This window comes from Rhizobium sp. YTU87027, assembly GCF_050644135.1.
Classification (GTDB): Bacteria; Pseudomonadota; Alphaproteobacteria; order Rhizobiales; family Rhizobiaceae; genus Rhizobium.
The window spans coordinates 298,757-319,916 of sequence record NZ_CP098441.1 but is presented as its reverse complement, the minus strand read 5'-3'; the positions used below and the strand labels follow the sequence as shown (position 1 = coordinate 319,916).

At 60.0% G+C, this 21,160-nt stretch carries 20 protein-coding genes; 13 read left to right on the top strand and 7 right to left on the bottom strand.

Translation table 11 applies throughout. The features are described from left to right. Positions 1 to 3: 3 nt before the first annotated feature. Entirely contained in the window at positions 4 to 906 is a 903-nt protein-coding gene (locus NBG89_RS20305; RefSeq protein WP_431323934.1) for a glycosyltransferase family 2 protein, read from the bottom strand. A gap of 702 nt (positions 907 to 1,608) precedes the next feature. On the opposite strand from NBG89_RS20305, the gene NBG89_RS20300 reads away from it, so the two are divergent. The 5 genes from NBG89_RS20300 to NBG89_RS20280 all read left to right on the top strand — a co-directional run bounded on the left by NBG89_RS20300 (position 1,609) and on the right by NBG89_RS20280 (position 6,703). Continuing rightward, positions 1,609 to 4,125, top strand: a complete 2,517-nt coding sequence (locus tag NBG89_RS20300) for a heavy metal translocating P-type ATPase (protein ID WP_431323933.1) — start codon at positions 1,609 to 1,611, stop codon at positions 4,123 to 4,125. Between the two features lie 8 nt (positions 4,126 to 4,133). Continuing rightward, on the top strand, positions 4,134 to 4,529 hold the full coding sequence (gene cueR, locus NBG89_RS20295) for a Cu(I)-responsive transcriptional regulator (protein ID WP_431323932.1): 396 nt from the start codon (positions 4,134 to 4,136) through the stop codon (positions 4,527 to 4,529). Positions 4,530 to 4,669: 140 nt separating this feature from the next. Further along, complete coding sequence (locus tag NBG89_RS20290; protein ID WP_431323931.1) at positions 4,670 to 5,209, top strand: sigma-70 family RNA polymerase sigma factor; 540 nt, start codon at positions 4,670 to 4,672, stop codon at positions 5,207 to 5,209. Then, on the top strand, positions 5,196 to 5,963 hold the full coding sequence (locus tag NBG89_RS20285) for an anti-sigma factor family protein (protein WP_431323930.1): 768 nt from the start codon (positions 5,196 to 5,198) through the stop codon (positions 5,961 to 5,963). The genes NBG89_RS20290 and NBG89_RS20285 overlap by 14 nt, the downstream gene beginning before the upstream one ends. Before the next feature lie 23 nt (positions 5,964 to 5,986). Next, entirely contained in the window at positions 5,987 to 6,703 is a 717-nt protein-coding gene (locus tag NBG89_RS20280; protein WP_431323929.1) for a Bax inhibitor-1/YccA family protein, read from the top strand. Positions 6,704 to 6,839: 136 nt separating this feature from the next. On the opposite strand, the gene NBG89_RS20275 is transcribed toward NBG89_RS20280, so the two are convergent. From NBG89_RS20275 to repA, 3 genes are all read right to left on the bottom strand, one after another. Continuing rightward, positions 6,840 to 7,964 (bottom strand): RHE_PE00001 family protein, encoded by a 1,125-nt coding sequence (locus NBG89_RS20275; protein ID WP_431323928.1) that lies wholly within the window; start codon positions 7,962 to 7,964, stop codon positions 6,840 to 6,842. 170 nt (positions 7,965 to 8,134) lie between these two features. Next, positions 8,135 to 9,118, bottom strand: coding sequence for a plasmid partitioning protein RepB (gene repB, locus NBG89_RS20270; RefSeq protein ID WP_431323927.1), 984 nt, complete (start codon positions 9,116 to 9,118; stop codon positions 8,135 to 8,137). Continuing rightward, positions 9,115 to 10,311 carry a plasmid partitioning protein RepA gene (gene repA, locus NBG89_RS20265; protein WP_431323926.1) on the bottom strand — a complete coding sequence of 399 codons (1,197 nt, stop codon included), beginning with the start codon at positions 10,309 to 10,311 and terminating at the stop codon, positions 9,115 to 9,117. Before repA ends, repB begins: the two co-directional genes overlap by 4 nt. A 197-nt stretch (positions 10,312 to 10,508) precedes the next feature. Here repA and cobF point away from each other — a divergent pair, with 197 nt between their 5' ends. From cobF to NBG89_RS20240, 5 genes are all read left to right on the top strand, one after another. Next, complete coding sequence (gene cobF / locus NBG89_RS20260) at positions 10,509 to 11,276, top strand: precorrin-6A synthase (deacetylating) (protein ID WP_431323925.1); 768 nt, start codon at positions 10,509 to 10,511, stop codon at positions 11,274 to 11,276. A gap of 66 nt (positions 11,277 to 11,342) precedes the next feature. Then, the gene (gene cobG, locus NBG89_RS20255) at positions 11,343 to 12,704 is read left to right on the top strand and encodes a precorrin-3B synthase (RefSeq protein ID WP_431323924.1); all 1,362 of its coding nucleotides are present in this window, start codon (positions 11,343 to 11,345) and stop codon (positions 12,702 to 12,704) included. A gap of 2 nt (positions 12,705 to 12,706) precedes the next feature. Beyond that, entirely contained in the window at positions 12,707 to 13,339 is a 633-nt protein-coding gene (locus tag NBG89_RS20250; RefSeq protein ID WP_431323923.1) for a precorrin-8X methylmutase, read from the top strand. Further along, positions 13,336 to 14,067: a precorrin-2 C(20)-methyltransferase gene (locus tag NBG89_RS20245; RefSeq protein WP_431323922.1), complete on the top strand. Its 732-nt coding sequence runs from the start codon at positions 13,336 to 13,338 to the stop codon at positions 14,065 to 14,067. The genes NBG89_RS20250 and NBG89_RS20245 overlap by 4 nt, the downstream gene beginning before the upstream one ends. Further along, entirely contained in the window at positions 14,064 to 14,828 is a 765-nt protein-coding gene (locus NBG89_RS20240) for a precorrin-3B C(17)-methyltransferase (protein WP_431323921.1), read from the top strand. Before NBG89_RS20245 ends, NBG89_RS20240 begins: the two co-directional genes overlap by 4 nt. On the opposite strand, the gene NBG89_RS20235 is transcribed toward NBG89_RS20240, so the two are convergent. Beyond that, positions 14,792 to 15,562, bottom strand: coding sequence for a cobalt-precorrin-6A reductase (locus NBG89_RS20235; protein ID WP_431323920.1), 771 nt, complete (start codon positions 15,560 to 15,562; stop codon positions 14,792 to 14,794). The two genes, NBG89_RS20240 and NBG89_RS20235, sit on opposite strands and share 37 nt — an antisense overlap. On the opposite strand from NBG89_RS20235, the gene cbiE reads away from it, so the two are divergent. After that, positions 15,561 to 16,793: a precorrin-6y C5,15-methyltransferase (decarboxylating) subunit CbiE gene (gene cbiE / locus NBG89_RS20230; RefSeq protein ID WP_431323919.1), complete on the top strand. Its 1,233-nt coding sequence runs from the start codon at positions 15,561 to 15,563 to the stop codon at positions 16,791 to 16,793. The two genes, NBG89_RS20235 and cbiE, sit on opposite strands and share 2 nt — an antisense overlap. Positions 16,794 to 16,803: 10 nt before the next feature. Further along, complete coding sequence (gene cobM / locus NBG89_RS20225; protein WP_431323918.1) at positions 16,804 to 17,565, top strand: precorrin-4 C(11)-methyltransferase; 762 nt, start codon at positions 16,804 to 16,806, stop codon at positions 17,563 to 17,565. A 13-nt stretch (positions 17,566 to 17,578) separates the two neighbouring features. Here cobM and NBG89_RS20220 read toward each other — a convergent pair whose 3' ends face one another. After that, the gene (locus NBG89_RS20220; RefSeq protein ID WP_431323917.1) at positions 17,579 to 18,391 is read right to left on the bottom strand and encodes a TIM barrel protein; all 813 of its coding nucleotides are present in this window, start codon (positions 18,389 to 18,391) and stop codon (positions 17,579 to 17,581) included. 679 nt (positions 18,392 to 19,070) lie between these two features. On the opposite strand from NBG89_RS20220, the gene NBG89_RS20215 reads away from it, so the two are divergent. After that, the gene (locus NBG89_RS20215) at positions 19,071 to 19,856 is read left to right on the top strand and encodes a LuxR C-terminal-related transcriptional regulator (protein WP_431323916.1); all 786 of its coding nucleotides are present in this window, start codon (positions 19,071 to 19,073) and stop codon (positions 19,854 to 19,856) included. A 118-nt stretch (positions 19,857 to 19,974) separates the two neighbouring features. Here the strand turns inward: NBG89_RS20215 and NBG89_RS20210 are convergent, their stop codons facing one another. Further along, complete coding sequence (locus NBG89_RS20210) at positions 19,975 to 20,967, bottom strand: sterol desaturase family protein (RefSeq protein WP_431323915.1); 993 nt, start codon at positions 20,965 to 20,967, stop codon at positions 19,975 to 19,977. Positions 20,968 to 21,160: the final 193 nt, after the last annotated feature.

The following is a 21,160-nucleotide window of genomic DNA, read 5'->3' as shown; positions in this document are numbered from 1 at the left end:
CGTTCATTCGTATGGCGCGATCATTCTGCAGTAATGATAGCTTCGGATGCCATCAAGGAATTCGCCGCGCAGAAAGTACATGTATACGAACCGGGCGGTCGCGCGGAACGGAATGTGCATCGACAATTCCTTCAATCCGCGTCGACGACCTTCCGACCGCGAACTCAGTATCGCGCTCCAGGGAATGCGTCCATTCCGCGGACATTCGGCTGTTTCGCGGGCTTCCGAGGACGAATAGCGGTTGTACTTTTTGTGCCAAGCCCCAAGTCCCTTGTTGAAGCTGTAATGAATAAAGTGGCTTTTCAGCTTTCCCTCCGGCCCCTCTCCGAGCGGGCGGAGATGCACCTCGCGCTCGAAGCCGATCATGCGGTCTGGGCGGAAAAATCTCGGTATCCAGGTGGGATAAAGACTGCTGTGCTTGATCCAGCGGCCCTTGAACATATTCTTGTAGCGGATCCGGAAAAGGGCTTCTGGTCGTGTTGGATCTACAGCGATTGCCAGCATCTCGTCTCGCAGATCATCTGTTGTGATCTCGTCGGCATCGGGCATTAAAACCCATTTATGCTTGTATTCAATTTCCTTAAGGGCAAACAAGCGCTGGCGATCTTCTCCGTCACAGGCGCGTTGATAGACACGTGCGCCAGCCTCCTTGGCGATCTCGACTGTCGTGTCGGTACTGAAACAGTCGAGGACGACGATGTCGTCGCACCAGCGCAGAGCTGCAAGGCAGGCCGGAAGATTGCGCTCTTCGTTCAAAGTAAGAATGCATACTGAGATCACGTGCTTACTCCCCAGCCAACTCTTACCGTTGCAATTCACCCGTGGTCGCCGGTGACGGGCGCAGTTCAGAAGACAGGTTAAGATCGGGCGAGGCGCCTGGACACGTGGAAAAATGGAGCAAGGCATCCGCTAAATGGGGAATTGGTCGTATTTTGTGATAGCCACCACCACCTTTGGGAGGAGGGCGTTCCGCCAGTCGAGATAACGTGGAGAACCACCCAACGCTAATCCATCGCTGCATCGTAGTATCTGAGCTTATCGGTGATCATCGTAAGTATCGTCATCGCAAATACATCGGCGCCTCGGCTACCGCGTAACGCTCGCCACCTGTCCACACCACCGCGGCTGCGTGGGCAAGAGAGCATTCGTCTCTGCCTGCGTCGATCATTCCTCAAAGTTTCACTTGACCTTCCAGTTGCTGGAAGGTTCATAAGGGTGCCGCCAGCCAGCAGCATGGCAAAGGAGGTGGCAAAGATGTCGCGTCCGCTGCGAGAACGGATCAGTTGATATGCAGTTGATGATCGAGAGACAGTCACGTTTCCGGCGCGCCGAATTGATTCGGAGCCCGATCCGCGAACTCCCGTACGAGCCAGTGACGGATAAACGATGGCGCGAAAGGCCGGACAGACGCCCGCACGCGACTGCGCGCGGTATCCCGAAACTCTTCTCGCATTCGCCGGGGCGTTCACAGATGGAGAATGGTTCAAGACCGAAGAGCAGAATCGCCTCAGCAAAGGGCGGAGATGCCGATCGAACCCAGACCGACCCCAAGGAAAAGCTGTCAGTCGCGGCCGTTTTGCTCGCCTGTATTTTTCATCGGAGAATCGCATGAATTCTGCGCACGACCATCACAACCACGGGCATCACAACCACGAACATCATGGCCATGAGCACAGCGCCGTTCCAATGGGTGACATTGTACGCGATCCCGTCTGCGGCATGACGGTCGATCCAGAGGCTGGCAAGCCCTCGCTTCAATATGACGGGCATACCTATCATTTCTGCTCGCATGGCTGCCGGCAGAAATTCGAGACAGCACCACAAGACTATCTGGCAGCAAAGGATCCAGTCTGCGGAATGACCGTGGACCGGGCGACAGCCAAGCACTTCGCAAAGCACGAAGGCGAGAGGTTCTACTTCTGTTCGGCCGGTTGCAAGGCGAAGTTCGAAGCCGATCCTGCCGCCTACCGCGGGGACAACCGGCCTGCCCCGCAGCCGATGCCAAAGAGCACGCTCTACACCTGTCCGATGCATCCCGAGGTCGTCAGCGACCATCCGGGCGACTGCCCGAAATGCGGCATGGCACTGGAACCGATGGGCATCCCCCCAGTGGACGAAGGACCAAATCCCGAGCTTGTGGATTTTACCCGCCGGCTCTGGGTCAGTGGAGCCCTGTCGCTTCCGCTACTCGCCGTCAGCATGGGACCGATGCTAGGCTTGCCGCTGCGCGACTGGATCGGCGAACCGCAAGCAACGTGGATCGAACTGCTTCTTGCCACGCCGGTCATCCTTTGGGCCGCCCTGCCTTTCTTTCGCCGCGCATGGGCGTCCCTCGTCCATCGCAGTCCGAACATGTGGACGCTGATCGGGCTCGGTGTTGGGACGGCCTATCTCTATAGCGTCGTCGCCGCGGTCGTGCCTGACATCTTCCCACATGCCTTCCGCGGCCATGGCGGAACGGTCCCTGTTTACTTCGAAGCCGCTGCTGTCATCGTCGCCTTGGTATTCGTCGGGCAGGTTCTTGAGCTCAAGGCAAGAGAGAAAACTGGTTCGGCCATACGTGCACTGCTCGATCTTGCGCCGAAGACGGCACGCCGCATCAATGCTGACGGTTCGGAGACCGACGTCGCCGTCGATGATATCCAGGTCGGCGATCCCGTCCGGGTTCGCCCGGGCGAGCGTATCCCGATCGATGGCTCAGTGCGCGAGGGGCAGTCGACGGTCGACGAGTCCATGATAACGGGCGAACCGATCCCGGTCGAAAAACAGCAAGGCGACCAGGTCACCGGCGGCACGATCAACAAGAACGGCACCCTGGTCATGATCGCCGAGAGGGTCGGAGCCGACACGACGCTGTCGCGCGTCGTCGATCTGGTCGCGAAGGCGCAGCGTTCGCGCGCTCCCATCCAGGGCGCCGTCGACCGCGTTTCGGCGATCTTCGTTCCCGCTGTCGTCGCCGCTGCGATCGCTGCCTTCCTCGTCTGGAGCTTTGTCGGCCCCGAACCTCGCATGGCGCATGCGCTTTTGGCCGCGGTTGCCGTGCTCATCATCGCGTGCCCTTGCGCACTTGGTTTAGCCACGCCGATGTCGATCATGATCGCAACCGGTCGGGGCGCGCATGAAGGCGTCCTGATCAAGGATGCCGAGGCGCTCGAACGCTTCGCGCGCGTGGACACGTTGATCGTCGACAAGACGGGCACCCTGACAGAAGGAAAGCCAAGACTTACGGATGTCATTCCCCTTGACGACGTCGAGGAGGCTCGCCTCCTGAAGCTCGCCGCCAGCCTTGAGCGTGGATCCGAACATCCGCTAGCCGAGGCAATCGTTTCCGGCGCTGGCGAGCGCGGCATCGACCTCACTGAGGTCAACGGATTCGAAGCAAGAACCGGCAAGGGCGTCCTGGGCCGGGTTGACGATACGATTGTTGCGCTCGGTAATGCCGCGATGATGGATGATCTCGGTCTTGACGTCACCCCGCTCGCCGAACAGATCCGATCGCTGCGCGACGAAGGCAAGACGGTGATGTTCGTGGTCATCGAGGAAGGGCTCGCCGGTTTTGTTGCTGTTGCCGATCGGATCAAGCCGACCACGACGGCCGCCATCAAGGCGTTGCACGAGCACGGCCTGAAGATCATCATGGCGACGGGCGACAACGAACATACCGCGCGCGCCGTTGCAAGGAGCCTCGGCATCGACGAAGTTCGCGCCGACATCCTACCCGAAGGCAAGAAGATTTTGGTCGACGAACTGCGCGCCAAGGGGGCCGTGGTCGCCATGGCAGGCGATGGTGTCAATGACGCGCCGGCGCTTGCTGCGGCCGACGTGGGTATCGCGATGGGAACGGGCGCTGATGTTGCGATGGAAAGCGCCGGTCTGACGTTGGTCAAGGGCGATCTGAACGGGATCGTTCGCGCAAGGCGGTTGGCGATGGCCACCATGGGCAACATCCGCCAGAACTTGGGCTTTGCCTTCGGTTACAATGCTCTTGGCGTACCACTGGCGGCAGGCGTGCTCTACCCAGTGTTCGGACTGCTGCTGTCGCCGATGATCGCCGCCGCCGCCATGAGCCTGTCGTCGGTTTCAGTTATCGCCAACGCGCTGCGCCTGCGGCTCGTCAAACTCTAGGAGGAGGCATGAACATCGGGCAAGCATCGGAACGCTCCGGATTGGCTCCGAAGACGATACGTTACTACGAAGATATCGGCTTGATCCGCCCCGACCGGGGCGCAAACGGCTATCGCGACTATGCCGAAGCCGACGTCCACAAACTGCGCTTCCTGCAGAGATCGCGCGGCCTTGGCTTTTCCGTCGAGGAATGTCGTCAGTTGCTGGCACTCTACGAGGACAAGAGCCGTGCGAGTTCGGATGTAAAGGACCTGACGCAGGCGAAGTTGACGGAAATCGATCGCAAGATCCGGGAACTCACGGAGCTGCGCCGCACATTGGAGCATCTGGTCCACGCATGTCATGGTAATAACAGACCCGATTGTCCCATCCTTGAGGAGCTGTCGGACGGTCGGCCTGAATAGGCCTCCGCATCGTTCCACGCGTCCTTGCGCCAGCATCCTCCCGATACCGGTCCGTCTGTTTCCCATCGGTGAGCGAAAGCTCGGTCGGATTTTTTTGCGATGGCTGGAATAAATCCACGCGCGCAACCGTATACGCAATCATGGAACGGAAAGAACGCTCATTCGATGTCATCGGCCAGCTCGCAGCGCTTCGCCGCTATGCGCGCTCGCTCGTGCGCAATGTGGATGATGCGGAAGACCTCGTTCACGACGCGCTGCTGCGGGCCTACGAGAAAAAGCAGAGCTTCCGCCGTGGCGGCAACCTGCGCACCTGGCTTTTATCGATCATGCACAATGCTCACATCGATCGCGTCCGCCAGGACCGATCCCTAGCACGTCGGCATGACGAAGCAGCCATTGAGACGGAACAGTCGCTGCAGGCTGGCCAGGAACACGCCGTTCGTCTCCAGCAAGTGCGAGACGCATTCTTCCATCTCCCGGAGGAACAGCGCGAGGCGCTGCATCTCGTCGCAATCGAGGATCTTTCCTATCAGGAAGCGGCATCGGCCCTCGGGATACCGATTGGCACCTTGATGTCGCGCATTTCGCGCGCCCGTGCGCAGCTTCGCGAGTTCGAAGAGAAGGCGCCGCGCGCAGCGCAGCTGAGGCTAGTCAGAGGGAACGGCAATGAAGGCAATTGATCCTATCACCGACGCTGATCTCGATGCTTATGTCGACGGTGAACTCACTGTGGCGCGCCGCATTCAGGTCGAATCCTTTCTTTCTGAAAACCCCGCGATTGCCGCCAAGGTCATGGCCGACCTCGGCATGAGGGGTGAGTTGCGCCTTGCACTCGCCGGCGAAAGCGCATTTGGCCGCCCGCAGACGCGTGACGCCGCTCGACGCCTGGAGCGCGGTCTCACCTACGGCCGCATTTTCCATTCGATGCAGCGGATTGCGGCTGTCGGCGTTCTTATCGCCGCAGGCTGGGTCGCGCATACCTCCTTCGGCGCATTTACGGCAACCGAGGTCGCCGCTTCGGTGCCGGCGCCGGCCTATGTCGAAGATGCGGTGCGCGCCTATCACACGGCGATGCTGCGCCAGTCCGTGCCGTCTCAGTCTGTCGCGAGCTACAAGGCGGAGGACATTCGCGCGGCGACTGCGATCGTCATGCCGCAACTGCCTGAAGACTGGAAGATCTCCGACGTTCAGATTTTCCCGTCCGAATTCGGTCCAAGCGTCGAGATGGCCATCAAGACGTCGCAGGACAAGCAGATCTCGCTGTTTGCCGTACGCCCGGGTGCATTCGCCGTGCAGTCCGTCAAGCATGTCGCGCTCGACAGGGCTGAGGCAGCCTACTGGCAGATCGGCGATGTAGCCTATGCGCTTGTGGCCGGCGATCGCGACATAAATCTGGATGCGGAAGCCGATCGGCTTGCCCGCACGCTCTACTAGTTCGTTCAACCGAGGAGATCAGTATGAACCCGACCAATCCGCGTTTTGGCTACGGCTCGGCCGCCGGCTCCCAGGCGCTTTTCGACGAGGGCCTGCGTCAGCATATGCTGCGCGTCTATAACTACATGGGGCTTGGCCTCGTCATTACGGGCATCGTCGCATTTGTCGTCGGCAGCACGCCGGCGCTCTACGTGCCGATCTTCCAGTCCCCGCTGAAGTGGGTGGTGATGCTGGCGCCCCTCGCCTTCGTCTTCTTCTTCTCGTTCAAGCTTCAGACGATGTCGGCCAGCGCTGCGCAGATGACCTTCTGGGCCTTCTGCGCTGTCATGGGCCTGTCGCTCGCATCCGTCTTCCTGGTGTTTACGGGCACGAGCATTGCACGCACCTTCTTCATCGCCGCGACCATGTTCGGCGCGACCAGCCTCTACGGCTATGTGGCCAAGCAGGATCTCTCGCGCTTCGGCTCGTTGCTGATGATGGGTCTGATTGGCGTCGTCATCGCGAGCATCGTCAACATCTTCCTTGGCTCGAGCGCGCTGCAGTTCGCGATCTCGGTGATCGGCATCCTCGTCTTCGTTGGCCTGACCGCCTATGACACGCAGAACATCAAGCAACAATATTCCGAAAACTACGATCAGGAATCGAACCAGAAGCTGGCCGTCTTCGGCGCGCTGTCGCTCTATCTGAACTTCGTCAACATCTTCCAGCTTCTGCTCAATTTCACGGGCGAACGGGAATAGGGACAAGCGCTTCTGGGGGCAATGGAAGCGCTAAGGGCACCCGGTTCGCACTCTGTGACAGGATGCGCGGATCGGGTGCCCACTCAACGAAAGCGGCCGGGTCACCACGCCCGGCCGCTTTCGTTTTGATCTCCAATCAGATGATGCCCCAGGCGCGGTAGCGCCCTCGCCCGGTGATTTCCCGGATGCCGATGTCGTTCAAGAGATTGAGCGCGCCGCGGCTCGTTACCCGCAACTCGCGGGCCACCATTGCCGAAGAGACCATCGGCCGCGACAGGACGAAATCCGCAAGCTGCGGTAGGCTGCTGTTTGAGCGGCGATCCCTGAAGCGGATTTCCATCTGTGTGCGCGCCAGCGAAAGACGGTCCATTTCCTTCAAACCGGCAGACGCGCTCTCCACCATGGCCTCAAGAAACGCCTGCAACCGCGTCAGCCGGTCGCGCGAACGCCGCCGCTCATGGCGTATTGTTTTGAGGCCGGCATAAAAAGCAAAGAGATGAGAGGTGACCTTGCCACGCGCGCGCAGATAGCTGGCAACGAGGAGACCTCCGAGCCAATGTTGCCGACGAAGAGGCTCGATCCTCTCCCAGGCATCAAAGATCAGAGCTGCGCCAAGCGTGGCGGGCAAGCCGTCCGCGATCACAACAGTCTGGCGCCACGCGCGCAAGCGTGCCGGCTCGTCCCATTCCTCGTCGTCGAACAGACCAAGAGGATCGTCGCTCCGTTTTTCACGAACCGGGTCTGGCGTCTCATGCAGCTCCGGCACATCGAGACGGCCATGACTATCCAACAGCCGCTGCGACCTCTCCAGGATCGCATCGATCTCGGCCAGCTCAGTCGACAGAGGACCATCGTCTGCATCCTCATCGACCAAAATCCTTGCGCTTTTGATTTCGAGGGCTGCCTCCTCCCCTTCCGTGCCGCCTGCCAGAGCTGACAGTCCTGAGGGAGCGAGCGCCCAGTCCGGCGCTGCCGTCCAGATGCGCCGTCGTGCACGCAGGATGGAATGGGCAATCGTCAGTTCGTGACTTGGCGTGCGGCTATCCATACGGGCGTCATGGAGAACGAGGTCCTCGACATGGACCAACTCACCGGCGATCCAGAGGGCACCGACCGCATCGAAAAAATGCCTGCGCTCGGCAAAGCCTCCCGCGACCGCTGCACGTGCTGCCCGCTCATCCAGCCTCGCCAGGCGATCTTCGGCCTCGACAATCGTCGGCAACAGGCTGACCAGCAGCGGACTGTCGATTTCATAGCGCATTGTTAGCTATTTCAATTTTCCCGCAAAGGAACTCAAATCACGCTTAACTTCCGTCATGTATGACATGATTGATCTGCGCATTCAAATCGCCGAGGGCCAAAAATTCACGCCAAGCGCTGAGATCCGCTTTCGACAGGCAGGCTCGGCGCCCCTTTTTGGCATTGCAAACGCTATCTCCCAGCCTTGAACGCGTCGTAGAGGTCGTCGAGGCGGCGCGAGATGTAATCGCCGAAGTCCGCTGCATCGCCGGTTTTTAGCGCTATGGTGAAGGAATCGCCTGAGTTGCGGATGCGGCCTCTGACCTTACCCGCTCCCTTCGGAGCCCATTCGTACTCGCTCACCGCCTGCCTGTCCGGCTTCCTCGCCAGTTCGGCGACAACGAGTTCGAAGCGCCGATCGCTGTCCTGGGCGATGAAGCCAGTCGAGCCAAGCAGCTCCCGCAGGCGGGACGCAGTCGCAGTGGTCCAAGCCTGCGCAAGCGCAATCCATTTGCGGCGTCCGGCGGAAGGCGCGGCCCCGATCGCCGTAATCACATCCATCGGTATGCTTCTGGCAACTGAAATCAGTTTCGACAATTCCGTCTTGTCCGTCGAAAGTGCCTTCATGATAACAGTTCGCTCGAAACCCTTGCTCTCGAGATTGAAGGCAAACACGGCCCGTTCGATATAGGAGAGGTTGCGCCTTGCAGAATTCTCGATGCCTTGCGCGATGACAACGTCGACATCATCGAGCTTCCGGATGATCGCCTGGACCTTGCGTCCAAGCAGCCGCAGCGCCTGAAGCCGCCGATGCCCATAGACGACCTGGTAGCGCGCAGCGTCCAGGGGATGCTGGCGAACGAGAATAGGCACCTCCTGCCCATTCTCCTCGATCGACCGCACTAGTTCGTCCGCAAGATGCTGTGGCAGCTCGGCCAGCCGATCCCTGACGATGGACATGTCGACAAGGTCAGGATCGAGTTCAACAATGCGCTCGCCGGACAGCAGCGCCTCCTGCATCGCCCTGCTCTCTTCTTCCATGCGCCCGAGCGTCAGCGCCATCGAACGGACCGGACCAGCCGGGCCGCGCAGCGGCGTTTCATCTTCCGAGTTGGCCGCGGCCAACTCCTGCGCGGTATCGTCGAACAGCCCCTTCAGTCGGTCCCGTCTGCTCATGTCCGGCCCCATGCTTTGTGAATTCCTGCCAGTACCTCGCCATTCGCGGCGTTGACCGATTCCAACGCGCGGTCGTAGGTCGAACGCCGAACCTGACCTCTTTCAATCTCGTAGAGTGACTGTTTCGTCAGTCCGGCATCGGCGATCGCCGTGGACTTGAGGATGGTCGCCGTCAGTACGTCGTCGCTGAAAAGGTTGCGCAGCAGGGCAACGATCTGCGACTGCGGCGCGTCGAACGGTTCGTGGCGCGTGACGACATACTTGATAAAATCGTGCTGCAAGTTGCCGCCAGCCTTGCGCACGACCGATAGCAAATCCGAAGTCATCAGCAGGAACTGCGACATCGATGCGACGTCAACCATCTGCGGATGAATGGTAATCAGAAGCGATGTTGCCGCGCAGACGGCTCCGAGCGTCAGATATCCGAGTTGCGGCGGGCAATCGATGACGACGATATCGTAGTTGGCCTCGACCTCGGAGATGGCAACCCCAACGCGCCGGAAGAACACCTCACCCGTGCGCTGGCGATCTCCAAGCGCGCGCGGCGTCTCGTGTTCGAACTCCATCAGTTCGAGATTTCCCGGCACGAGGTCGAGTCCGTCGAAATAGGTCTTGCGCACCACGTCCTTCAGCGAGCGGCGGCTCGTATCATAGCGGATCGCACCGTAAAGCGTGTCTCCGTCGCCCAGATCGAACTCGGGCTGAACGCCGAGCATCGACGACAGCGATGCCTGCGGATCGAGATCGATTGCCAGGACACGATAGCCGTTCAGCGCAAGGTACTGAGCAAGGTAGAGCGTTGTTGTGGTCTTTGCCGAGCCGCCCTTGAAATTCGTCACCGCGACCGTCTGCAGCTTTTCGCCGTGCCTGCGCCATGGAAGGTAGGAAAGCGCGTCCTTCGGCTTGATCCGCACCATATGGTGCCGCAACTCGTTGATTTGACCGAGCGTATAGGAACGCCGGCCATTGAGGGAAACCTCCGGCTGCGGTCCCTTGCCATCGAGCGACAGCTGGCGCAGGTATCCGTCGGATACGCCGATCATCTGCGCGGCCTCCCCGGATGTGAACGTGCGCAACGTCTTCTGTGACAGTGGCGGAAAGAGCTTCTCGCGAAGAAGCTTCAGCTGACGCGAAAGCTGGTTGGCGTGCCGCTCGATGCGGACGTCCGTCGTCGATACGCTAATGTTGTCCAAAACACCCGATCCCTATCAATGCGCTTTTCTGTCAACATCACGCTAAAAAGCGTATCGAAGATGCCATGATTCGCGAATCGCGACAACAACAGTCATGCTGGCATTGGCAAAGTTGGCCGCGGCCAACATCGCAGCCTTGGCCCTTGCAGAGATCGGCTGGCTGCGCCAGAAACGATCAAAGCAGCAGGGGAAAAGGCGTGCGTCATATCCACATCATCGGCATCGGGACAGGAAATCCCGAGCATCTGACTGTCCAGGCGATCAACGCGATGAACGCCGTGGATGCCATCTTCATTCCGACCAAAGGCACCGAAAAAGACGGACTTGCTGCTGTCCGCCGAGAAATTTGCAGCCGCTACGTCGCAAACAACACCACCAAGCTCATCGAATTTACCGTGCCGAAGCGTGCCACCGCTGAGCGGACCTATCTGGAGAGCGTGGACGAATGGCATGCCGCCGTTGCCAAGACCTATGCCAAACTCATCAAAGATCTGCCGGAAGACGGTGAGGGTGCTTTCCTCGTCTGGGGCGATCCTAGCCTCTATGACAGCACCATCCGCGTTCTCGAGCGTGCCCGGCAAGCTAGCGGCCTTGCCTTCGAGTTCAGTGTCATTCCGGGCATTACAAGCGTTCAGGCGCTGGCCGCAAGCCACCGCATTCCCATCAACCTCGTTGGAAAGCCCATCGAAATCACCACTGGCCGACGTCTCGTCGAGCAAGGCAATCAGGCCGAAAGCACAGTTGTCATGCTTGATGGCGAGACTGCATTTTCGAAGATCGATGACCCTGACGCGGAAATCTTCTGGGGCGCCTACCTCGGAACCCGAGACGAGATAACACGCGCCGGACGACTGGCGGACGTTGCAGACGAGATTGTCAGGCTCCGGGCTGAAGCACGGGCACGTCACGGCTGGATCATGGACATCTATCTCCTCCGCAAAGGGCATGATTTCGACGAACTTTGACCTGGATCATGGTTTTGCGCTGATCGCGTCGATCATGTAAGGACGTGATCAAAGGAACCGGCGACGATGGTATTTGGCGAACAAACGGCACGCAGCGGTCGGGAGGAGGCACCCTCGCCCTGGATGCGTCGTGGCGCCTGTCCAACGCTCGTTGAGCCGATGCGAACTGGTGACGGTCTTTTGGCTCGGCTGCGGCCCAAAGGCGGCATTCTTTCCATGCGGCAATTCATGCAGTTGGCCGAGGCCGCGCAAAAACACGGAAACGGAATAGTCGAGATCACGGCGCGCGGCAGCCTGCAAATCCGCGGTCTCCGAGGAGAGACCGTCCAACCGCTTGCGGCGGATCTCGACGCAGCCGGTATCTCGGTTCACGCCGGCCCCAGCATCGAACTCTCGCCGCTGCATGGCATCACAGCTGACGAGATCGGAAATCCAGCCGAGATCGAAGCGCGGCTGCGCGAAAAGCTAGATGCGGAACTTCTGTCACCCCTGCTGGCCCCAAAATTGTCGATTCTGATCGATGGCGGCGGCAGCTGTGGCCTTGCTGCTGTGACCGGAGACATCCGTGTGACCGCGGTCTCCCGTGGCGTCTGGCGGGTCGCTATTAACGGCGATGAACGAACAGCCCTGCCCTTGCTGACAGGAAGCGCCGATGCCGCAGTTCACGCGGTTGGAGAACTGCTTCGTCTGCTTGTTTCGCTTGGCCGACACAAGCGCTGCCGCGATATCGAACGCGAGCGTCTGCTGGCGGTTTTCCCTTCGATGGAGCGGGTGCTTGCATCAGCTCCCGAGCGTAAAGGCCCCTTGGTCGGCACCCTCGCCCTAACCAACGGTTCTGCAGTTCTTGGTCTAAGGCCTCGCTTCGGGCAGATACATGCCACCGAGCTTATCGCATTTTTGGCCGCAGCCGAGGCGCTCGGCGCAACGCAAGTCAGGCCAAGCCCCGGGCGTATGTTCTTTCTCGCGGGGCTCCACTCTCAATCAGCCGCGCGCATCACGGAAATAGCAGCCGGATACGCGCTATCCGCCGACATCGGTGATACGGCGATGCATATCGCTGCCTGCGCCGGCGCCGGTGCCTGCACTTCAGGCCATTTTCAGACCAAGGCTCGCGCCGGGAGATTGGTCGCCATTGCGCCCGAGTTGCTGGACGGATCGATGGTTGTGCACCTGTCCGGCTGCGCCAAAGGCTGCGCCCATTCGGGACGCACCCTTTCGATTGTCGGTACTGACGACGGCTACCATCTCATACTGTACGGCGTAGCGTCGGACACTCCCGATGCACAGATTGCTGGCGGCGGCATCGATTCCGCTATAGAGAAGCTCGCTCGCCTCATCAAAGACAAGAGGCAAGCTGGCGAATCGACTGCTGCCTGCCTTAGACGGGTCGGCAGGCACGACGTCACAAAGGCGCTGCGACAGGAATAGGAATGCCCGACTACGACTATATTCACAGCGGCGACGCAATATACGAGCGATCCTTTGCGATCATTCGCAGCGAAGCCGACCTTTCACGGTTTTCCGGTGAAGAGGCCGATATTGCCGTGCGAATGATCCACGCATGCGGGCTGGTTGAAGCGGCCGAGCATTTCGTGTTTTCGCCCGGCTTCGTCAGCGCCGCGCGCACTGCCTTACACGATGGTGCGCCGATCTTTTGCGACGCGGAAATGGTGGCGCACGGTGTCACGCGCACGCGCTTGCCGACGCACAACGACGTGCTCTGCACATTGCACGATCCGCGTACGGCGGAGATTGCAAAGCAGGGTGGCAACACCCGCTCGGCAGCAGCACTCCACCTTTGGCTGGAGCGGATCGCAGGCAGCGTCGTTGCCATCGGCAACGCTCCGACAGCCCTCTTCCACCTGCTTGAACTGCTGCGAGACGGCGCTCCGAAACCGGCAGCGATCATCGGCATGCCGGTTGGCTTCGTCGGCGCAGCGGAATCGAAAGATGCCCTGGCGGAAAACTCCTACGGCGTGCCGTTTGCTATCGTGCGCGGCCGCCTCGGCGGCAGCGCCATGACAGCCGCCGCCCTCAACGCTCTTGCGAGACCGGGCCTATGAAGAACTCTGGCCGTCTTATTGGCGTTGGCACCGGTCCCGGCGACCCGGAACTCCTGACGGTCAAGGCCGTCAAGGCGATCGAGGCAGCACATGTCATTGCGTACTTTGCCAAGCAGGGCAGGGGCGGAAACGGCAAGGCTATCGTCGAGCATCTGTTGAACGCAGAAAAAACCCTGCTGCCGCTCTATTATCCGGTGACGACCGAGATCGAAAAGACGGACGAGGCCTACCGGAGCCAGATTACTGCCTTCTACGATCAATCGGCCGCCACGGTGGCCGCGCAGTTGGAGAACGGTCGGACCGTCGCTGTGCTGAGCGAGGGCGACCCCCTGTTTTACGGATCCTACATGCATCTGCATGTGCGCCTGGCGAAGCGCTATCCGACCGAGGTCATTCCCGGGATCAGCGCCATGTCAGGATGCTGGTCGCTCGCCGGCATTCCAATCGTGCAGGGAGATGACGTCCTCTCCGTACTGCCCGGTACGATGGCCGAGGCTGAGCTGCAACGCAGACTGTCGGACACCCAAGCCGCCGTGATCATGAAGGTGGGCCGCAATCTTCCGAAGATCCGCCGCGCGCTGGAGGCATCCGGGCGCCTCGCCGAGGCCGTCTACGTGGAGCGAGGCACTATGGTCAATGCGGCGATGACGAAACTTGCCGACCGCCCCGATGGTGACGCGCCGTACTTTTCACTGGTGCTCGTACCCGGCTGGGAGGCAGCCCGATGACCGGGAAGCTCTTCGTGATCGGGACGGGGCCAGGCAATCCGGAACAGATGACACCTGAAGCGGCCGCCGCTGTTTCCCGGGCAACTGAGTTTTATGGGTACGGACCCTATCTCGACCGGCTGAACCTCAGGTCTGATCAACGGCGACAGGCGTCCGACAACCGGGAAGAACTGGATCGAGCTGCGGCTGCTTTGCGTGCCGCAGCAACCGGCGCGACCGTGTGCGTCGTTTCCGGCGGAGACCCGGGGATCTTTGCAATGGCAGCCGCCGTTTGCGAGGCCATTGACAACGGTCCGACAGAATGGCGCGCAGTTGATCTGGCAGTGCTGCCGGGGATTACAGCGATGCTTGCAGTCGCCGCCCGCATTGGTGCACCACTTGGCCACGACTTCTGCGCCATTTCACTATCAGACAATCTAAAGCCTTGGAATATAATAGAAAATAGACTTTCGATGGCAGCGCAGGCAGGCTTCGTCATCGCCCTCTACAACCCGATCAGCAAGGCACGACCCTGGCAATTGGGCAAGGCGTTCGAATTGCTGCGCTCGGACCTGCCTGCAACGACGCCAGTGATTTTCGGCAGGGCTGCAGGACGCCCCGACGAACGCATCACGATCCAACCGCTTGGAGAAGCCGACGCTGCGACTGCGGATATGGCAACCTGCGTCATCATTGGCTCGCCCGATACAAGGGTGATCGCGCGAGACGGCAAGCCGGACCTCGTCTACACGCCGCGGTTCATCGCAGGGGGAAACAGGTGATCGATCGCCGCCAACATCGCTTCGATTGTGGTGAGCGTCTGCATGGCGGCGGCTGGCGCCCGGGCGACCATGATCACCTCGATACCCAGCCGGCGTGCCGCCTCGATCTTCGCATGGGTCGCCGAACCACCGCTGTTCTTGGTCACCAGGGCGTCGATGCGATGGGCGCGAAGCAGCGAGGCTTCGCTTTCGACATCGTAAGGGCCGCGACTGAGGACCATGTGAACCTTGGGGAGGTCAAGCGGCGGCTCGACAGGATCGACGCTGCGCACGAGATAAAAGTGCTGAGGAGCGGCTTCAGCGCGATGTGCTTCCTGACGGCCAATCGCCAAGAACACCCGGCGAGGGGAGGGGCCAAGCCTCTCGATCGCTTCCGTGATGGTCGTAACATGTGTCCACCGATCGCCTGGTTCAGCCGTCCATTCTGGCCGGCGCAGCGCGAATGCGGGAATGCCGACAGCCGCAGAGGCCTCGCTGGCGCTTCTGGAGATGCGCACTGCAAAGGGATGCGTGGCGTCGATCATAAGGTCGAAGCGACCATCACGCAGAAACGCAGCCAGCCCCTCGGCGCCGCCAAAACCGCCGATGCGAACAGGAACCGGCTGATCGGACGGTTTTTCCGTTCGTCCGGCGAGCGAGTACAAGACGTCGTACCGGTCGCTGTCAGCAAGCGCTTCAGTAAGGGCACGCGCTTCGCCAGTACCGCCCAGCATCAGGATGCGGATCTTGCCCATGTCTGATATGCCCTCCGCTCCCAGCCAACGCTGGCTGACTATTATCGGCATCGGCGAAGATGGTCCAGCCGGGCTGGGTGACGAGGCGAAACGGCTGATCGCAGCCGCGGCCGTCGTCTTCGGCGGTCGGCGGCATCATGAGCTTTCAGCAGAGATCACCACGGGCAAGAGGCTCGCCTGGGAAAGCCCGTTCGAGAAGTCTGTCGAGGCAGTCGTCGCGCACCGGGGATCGCCGGTCGTCGTCCTCGGCTCAGGCGATCCGTTTCTCTACGGCGTCGGCGCGACGCTGTCCCGGCGCATTGACGCCGCCGAAATGCATGTCATCCCTGCCCCGTCTTCGTTCAGCCTTGCCGCCTCGCGTCTTGGCTGGCCACTGCAAGAGGTGACCAGCATTTCGCTCCATGGCCGCCCGTTGGACCTGATCCGACCACATCTGCATCACGGCCGGCGGATCATCGCACTGACGTCGGACGACAAGACACCCGGCCAGCTCGCGGAACTCCTTTGCGTCTCCGGCTTCGGCCAATCCCGATTGCACGTCCTTGAGGCGCTTGGAGGGGACCGCGAGCGGCACCGTCATGCGGTGGCCGATGGCTTTGAGCTTGCACAGATTGACCCGCTGAACGTCTGCGCGATCGAGGTCGTGGCAGGGGAGGGGGCGCGAGCGATTGCCTTTACACCGGGCCTTGATGATGCACTTTTCGAACACGATGGGCAGATCACCAAGCAGGACCTCCGTGCGATCACACTTGCCGCATTGGCCCCGCGCCACGGTGAACTGCTCTGGGACATCGGCGCCGGCTCCGGATCGATCGGCATCGAGTGGATGCTGGCCGACCCGTCGCTGCACGCGATCGCCATCGAGCAATCGAGCGAGCGGGCCGCGCGCATTGCAAGGAATGCGCTTGCCTTTGGCGTCCCCGCGCTTGCGATCGTGGAAGGCACGGCCCCGGAAGCGCTTGCGAACCTGCCCGAGCCCGACGCGATCTTTGTGGGGGGTGGCGGCAGCGAGGCTGATGTGCTTGAGACAGCGCTTCAGGCGCTGAGGAGGGGAGGGCGTATTGTTGCCAACGCCGTGACGCTCGAGATGGAGGCAATGGTGCTTTCCCTGTATCGGCAGTATGGCGGCAGGTTGACACGGATTGAAATCACACGTGCAGCCCCTCTTGGCAGCATGAACGGCTGGCGTGCGGCCATGCCCGTCACACAGTGGTGCTATATAAAGAAGTGAGACAAAGCAGATGACGACAGTGCATTTCATCGGCGCGGGCCCGGGCGCGGCCGACCTGATCACAGTGCGCGGCCGCGATCTCATCGCCAGGTGCCCCGTCTGTCTTTATGCGGGCTCAATCGTGTCCCCGGACCTCTTGCAATACTGCCCGCCCGGCGCGCGCATCGTCGATACGGCACCAATGTCGCTGGACGAGATCGAGGCCGAATACCTGCGTGCCGCTGCAGCCGGCGATAGTGTCGCACGGTTGCATTCGGGTGACCTTTCCGTTTGGAGCGCCGTTGCCGAGCAAATCCGCCGGCTCAAAAAGCATAACATCGACTATACGATGACGCCCGGCGTGCCGGCTTTTGCGGCAGCAGCAGCGACCCTTGGCAGGGAGCTGACCATTCCAGCCGTTGCGCAAAGCCTGGTGCTCACGCGTGTTTCTGGTCGCGCATCACCGATGCCGAACGAGGAAACTTTGGCAAGATTCGGCGCGACGGGCTCAACACTGGCCATCCACCTTGCCATTCATGCCCTGGAACAGGTGGTTGCGGAACTGGCGCCGCTCTACGGCAGCGACTGCCCTGTCGCGATCGTAGCCAAGGCGTCCTGGCCGGATGAACGGATCATCCGGGGGACGCTTGGCGACATCGAGGCAAAGCTGATCGCCGAACCCATCGAAAGAACGGCGATCATCTTCGTCGGCCCGTCGCTTTCGGCCGACGACTTTCGTGAAAGCTCCCTCTACGATGCGGCCTACCAGCGACGCTTTCGTGGCCGGGAGTAGGGAGGGCCCGGGCTCAGACGTGCGCCGAAAGGTAATCCATGCTCGCCCGCAACGCCTTTGCCGGATCCTTGAGCTGGTGCACCTCGGCTGCGAACGGTTCAAACGAGAACAGTCCGGCATAACCCGCCTTTATGAGTGCACGCACCTGCCCGACATTGTCCAGACGATCATCCGCCGCCACCAGCACGCGGTGGGGATCACGCATATCAGCAATGGAAACAGCGGGATCCGCGACACCCGAAATGTGGACCAGCCCGGTCAGGTCGGGAAAGAGTTGGGCTTCGCCGGCAATATGATGATGGAACGTGTCATGGACCAGCTTGAATGTCGATCGGCCCGCCACCGCCTCGATTGCTTGGACGGCTTCCGCCTTTGACCGCAGCGAGCAAATCTCGAATCCCAACGGCTCGACGAGGCCTATGATCCCGGCGGCCTCAAGCATCGGCTTTAGTGCAGCCAGAGACTGGCGCAGATTCTCCTGACGCTCACCGTCAGCTCGGCCGGTGCCGTCGTTCTTCGGAACAAGAACGAGCGCCTTGGCGCCACACGCGTTCGCATAGCTGATCATCGCCTGCGCTTCCTCGGCGCGGGCGGCGTTCCATTCATTGAAGCGCTGCAGCGCGTTGATCGAGATAATGGTCAACTCATGGTTCAGCGCGGCGCGCGAGATCGTGTCCGGCGCGGTTCCATCGAGGATCGCATTGTCCGTGAGATCGTTGCGTATCTCGACTGCGTCAACGCCAAGCGACCTCGCCAACGCAAAGAAGTCTTCAATCGGCAGCGCCGGCGCCGCCATATGGTTGAGGGCAAAACGAAGCGATGGCATTTCAGGTCTCCTCCTAAGCCTTGAACACCCCGAAAGGGCTCTTGCCTAGTTCCTTTACCCGACCTTCCGATGCGATCCACCCTTTTGCATCAGCCCACACCTTCATCCTTGAGAGAAAATCATTCCCTGATGATGTAACGACCTCATGCGGCCGCGACGGAACGCGCCCACAAAGAACACTTAATGGGAACGCCTATGGTGGGATCATTGCGACAGCAACGGCAGCCTAAATGTCGACGATCGAAATCGGCACAACTTGCAGAAATGCCTAAAATTAAATGCGTCCGATAGCAGCAGTTTCATCGAAAAAGCCCAATCTCAATAACATCTGTAAGGAATTTTATTCCGCCGTAGATCACTTCCGCCCACCGCGCACCGATGTACTTCTTATGTTGAGAAAATACATTCCGAGTTTTCCAAAAACAAAGCATATTTTTATATACTCGAAGCCTCCGCCTTAACTGTCTGAAATATTTTTGTATTGCTTATTAGCATCCATGTATGTACTTTCTTAATAAAGTAGAAACCATCCGATCAGCAGACTTGTGATTGGACATATGCAGTATTTCTACTTTGGAGGCATACTAAAGGGGATCAGCAAATCGTTCTAGAGACGTCGCAATGTATTGCGCTCATTACGCACGACTATTCTCCAGAACTATAGAGGTATGAGGCTAGTATGAATTACGTACCTTCGGAATTCGAAAGCGGACGAATACCACTGGGCACGCTTCGGCGTGAGATGGCAACGTCGGGGGCGAAAGAGGGCTTCGAGCATTCTAACGGCGTCCAGGACGATGATCGCTGCGTGCTGATTGTCGACGCCAGAACACTCGAACGCGAATGCCTTGCGACGACTTTGAAAGCGAATGGTCTCGGCATGATGGCCCATGCCGTCGGCTCGATCGCAGAATGGCAGCGAAAGAAAGATACATGCCGGCCCGTTGGCGCGGTTCTTCTCAACATCGCTGGCCGAAAGGCAGATGAAGCCGCCCTTTCAGAGGAGATCGCGATGATCACCTCGCAGCTTGCACCGGCTCCGGTTGTTATCTTGGCCGATGACGACGACCTCGGCCAAACTTTGAAGATGCTCCAATACGGTGCTCGTGGCTTCATTCCGACATCTGTAGGAATTGAAGTATGCGTCGAGGCAATTGCCCTGGCAGTCGCAGGCGGCACCTTTATTGTCGCGGGCAACGCCTTTTCGACGTCTGCAGCGACGGTCGAGAGGAGCCAACAGCAACAGCGGCCAAAGGAACTCACGCGCATCTTCACACTGAGGCAAGCCGAGGTCGTACAGGCGCTTCGCAAGGGAAAGGCGAACAAGATCATCGCCTATGAACTCAATCTCCGCGAAAGCACAGTTAAGGTTCATATTCGGAACATTATGAAGAAGCTGAAGGCAACGAACCGGACGGAAGTTGCTTACAAGCTCAACGATATGTTCCAAAGCGATGCAAGATGAACTCGGGCTGCCGAGTAGGGGGCTTTCCGGGTCGTACCTCCGAATAAAGACGGCTACATCTCCAGAGATGGCGCGCAGCAAAGGGCTGAGCGCCATCTGCCGCTATGCGCCAGCTATTTCAATGAAGGGAACCGGAAGTTCCAGCGCGGACGCCGGTGTCCTGCTCGACCCGTTCCATTTCAGGCGCGGCGTTCATTTGAAGCGCATGGCGACGCCCTAGGATCTGCCTGAACCCTTTGGCCGAAAAGGGCTGCGCGAGTTGCGCCAAGAAGCCCTCGGCAATCCGTCCACTGATCCCGATATCAACGGGAGACCGGCGTGCAGGATTGAAGTACGTCCCGAATATTTGATCCCACAGAACGAGATTCTCGCCGTAGTTGGTGTTTCCCTCGGCAAGCACCTTCGAGTGATGCCAGCGGTGCAGGCGCGGGGTGCTGAAAAGCCAGTCGAGCGGGCCTGTCCTGACATCCATGTTGCAGTGCGTGAGGAGGCCGATGAACGCCGTCACCGCACTGATCCAGAGGAAAACGGGAAGCGGCGCGCCCAGGATATAAAGCGGGATTTGGCTAAGCGCGATCTTGAAGAGCGAATCGACCACGTGAAAACGACCGGTGTTGACGACCCACAGGCGCTCGACACTGTGGTGCAGGGCGTGAAACCGCCACAACGAAAGGATCTCGTGCGCGGCGCGGTGCGCGACATAGAGACCGAATTCCGCGATGATCAAACCCACCACGACCTGGAAGGCAAGGGGCCAGTGGTCCGGCCATAGCGCCGTCGGCGATGTAACTGCTGGCTGCACGACTGTGGCAATCGCTATTGGGGCAGACGCTCCAACGGCCGCGGCAAGTTGTACGCCGCCCTTGGTCAGAAGCGTGTGTGCGATGTCGTTGAAAGTTTCGCCATCACGCTTCAGCCATTCGTGTTCATAGGGCATCAACCGCTCGAAGCCTGCGATCGCGGCGACGATCGACAGATAGACGACGTTAAACCACAACAGCGGCGCGCCTGTGTCAAAAGCCCAGCCCGCCCCGATCAACCCCGCAGCGAAGAGCGCTGGCCACAACGCCCACGACGTGGCCACATAAAGCGTCGACTTGCCCTCATTCATCACACGCACCTTTGCTTTACCTGAGAGGCCGTAGATAGACCGCAGTTACGTCCGCGAAGCAAGGCCCGAAGCTAGGATCTGCCATATGGCGACCCTGACGAAGCAACCCATAAGCGCGCGAGCCGGATAGGTCCAAAATCGCTTGGCTGGCCGCCCGACGACAGCTTTGCCGTATTGATTTCTCGCGATTGTC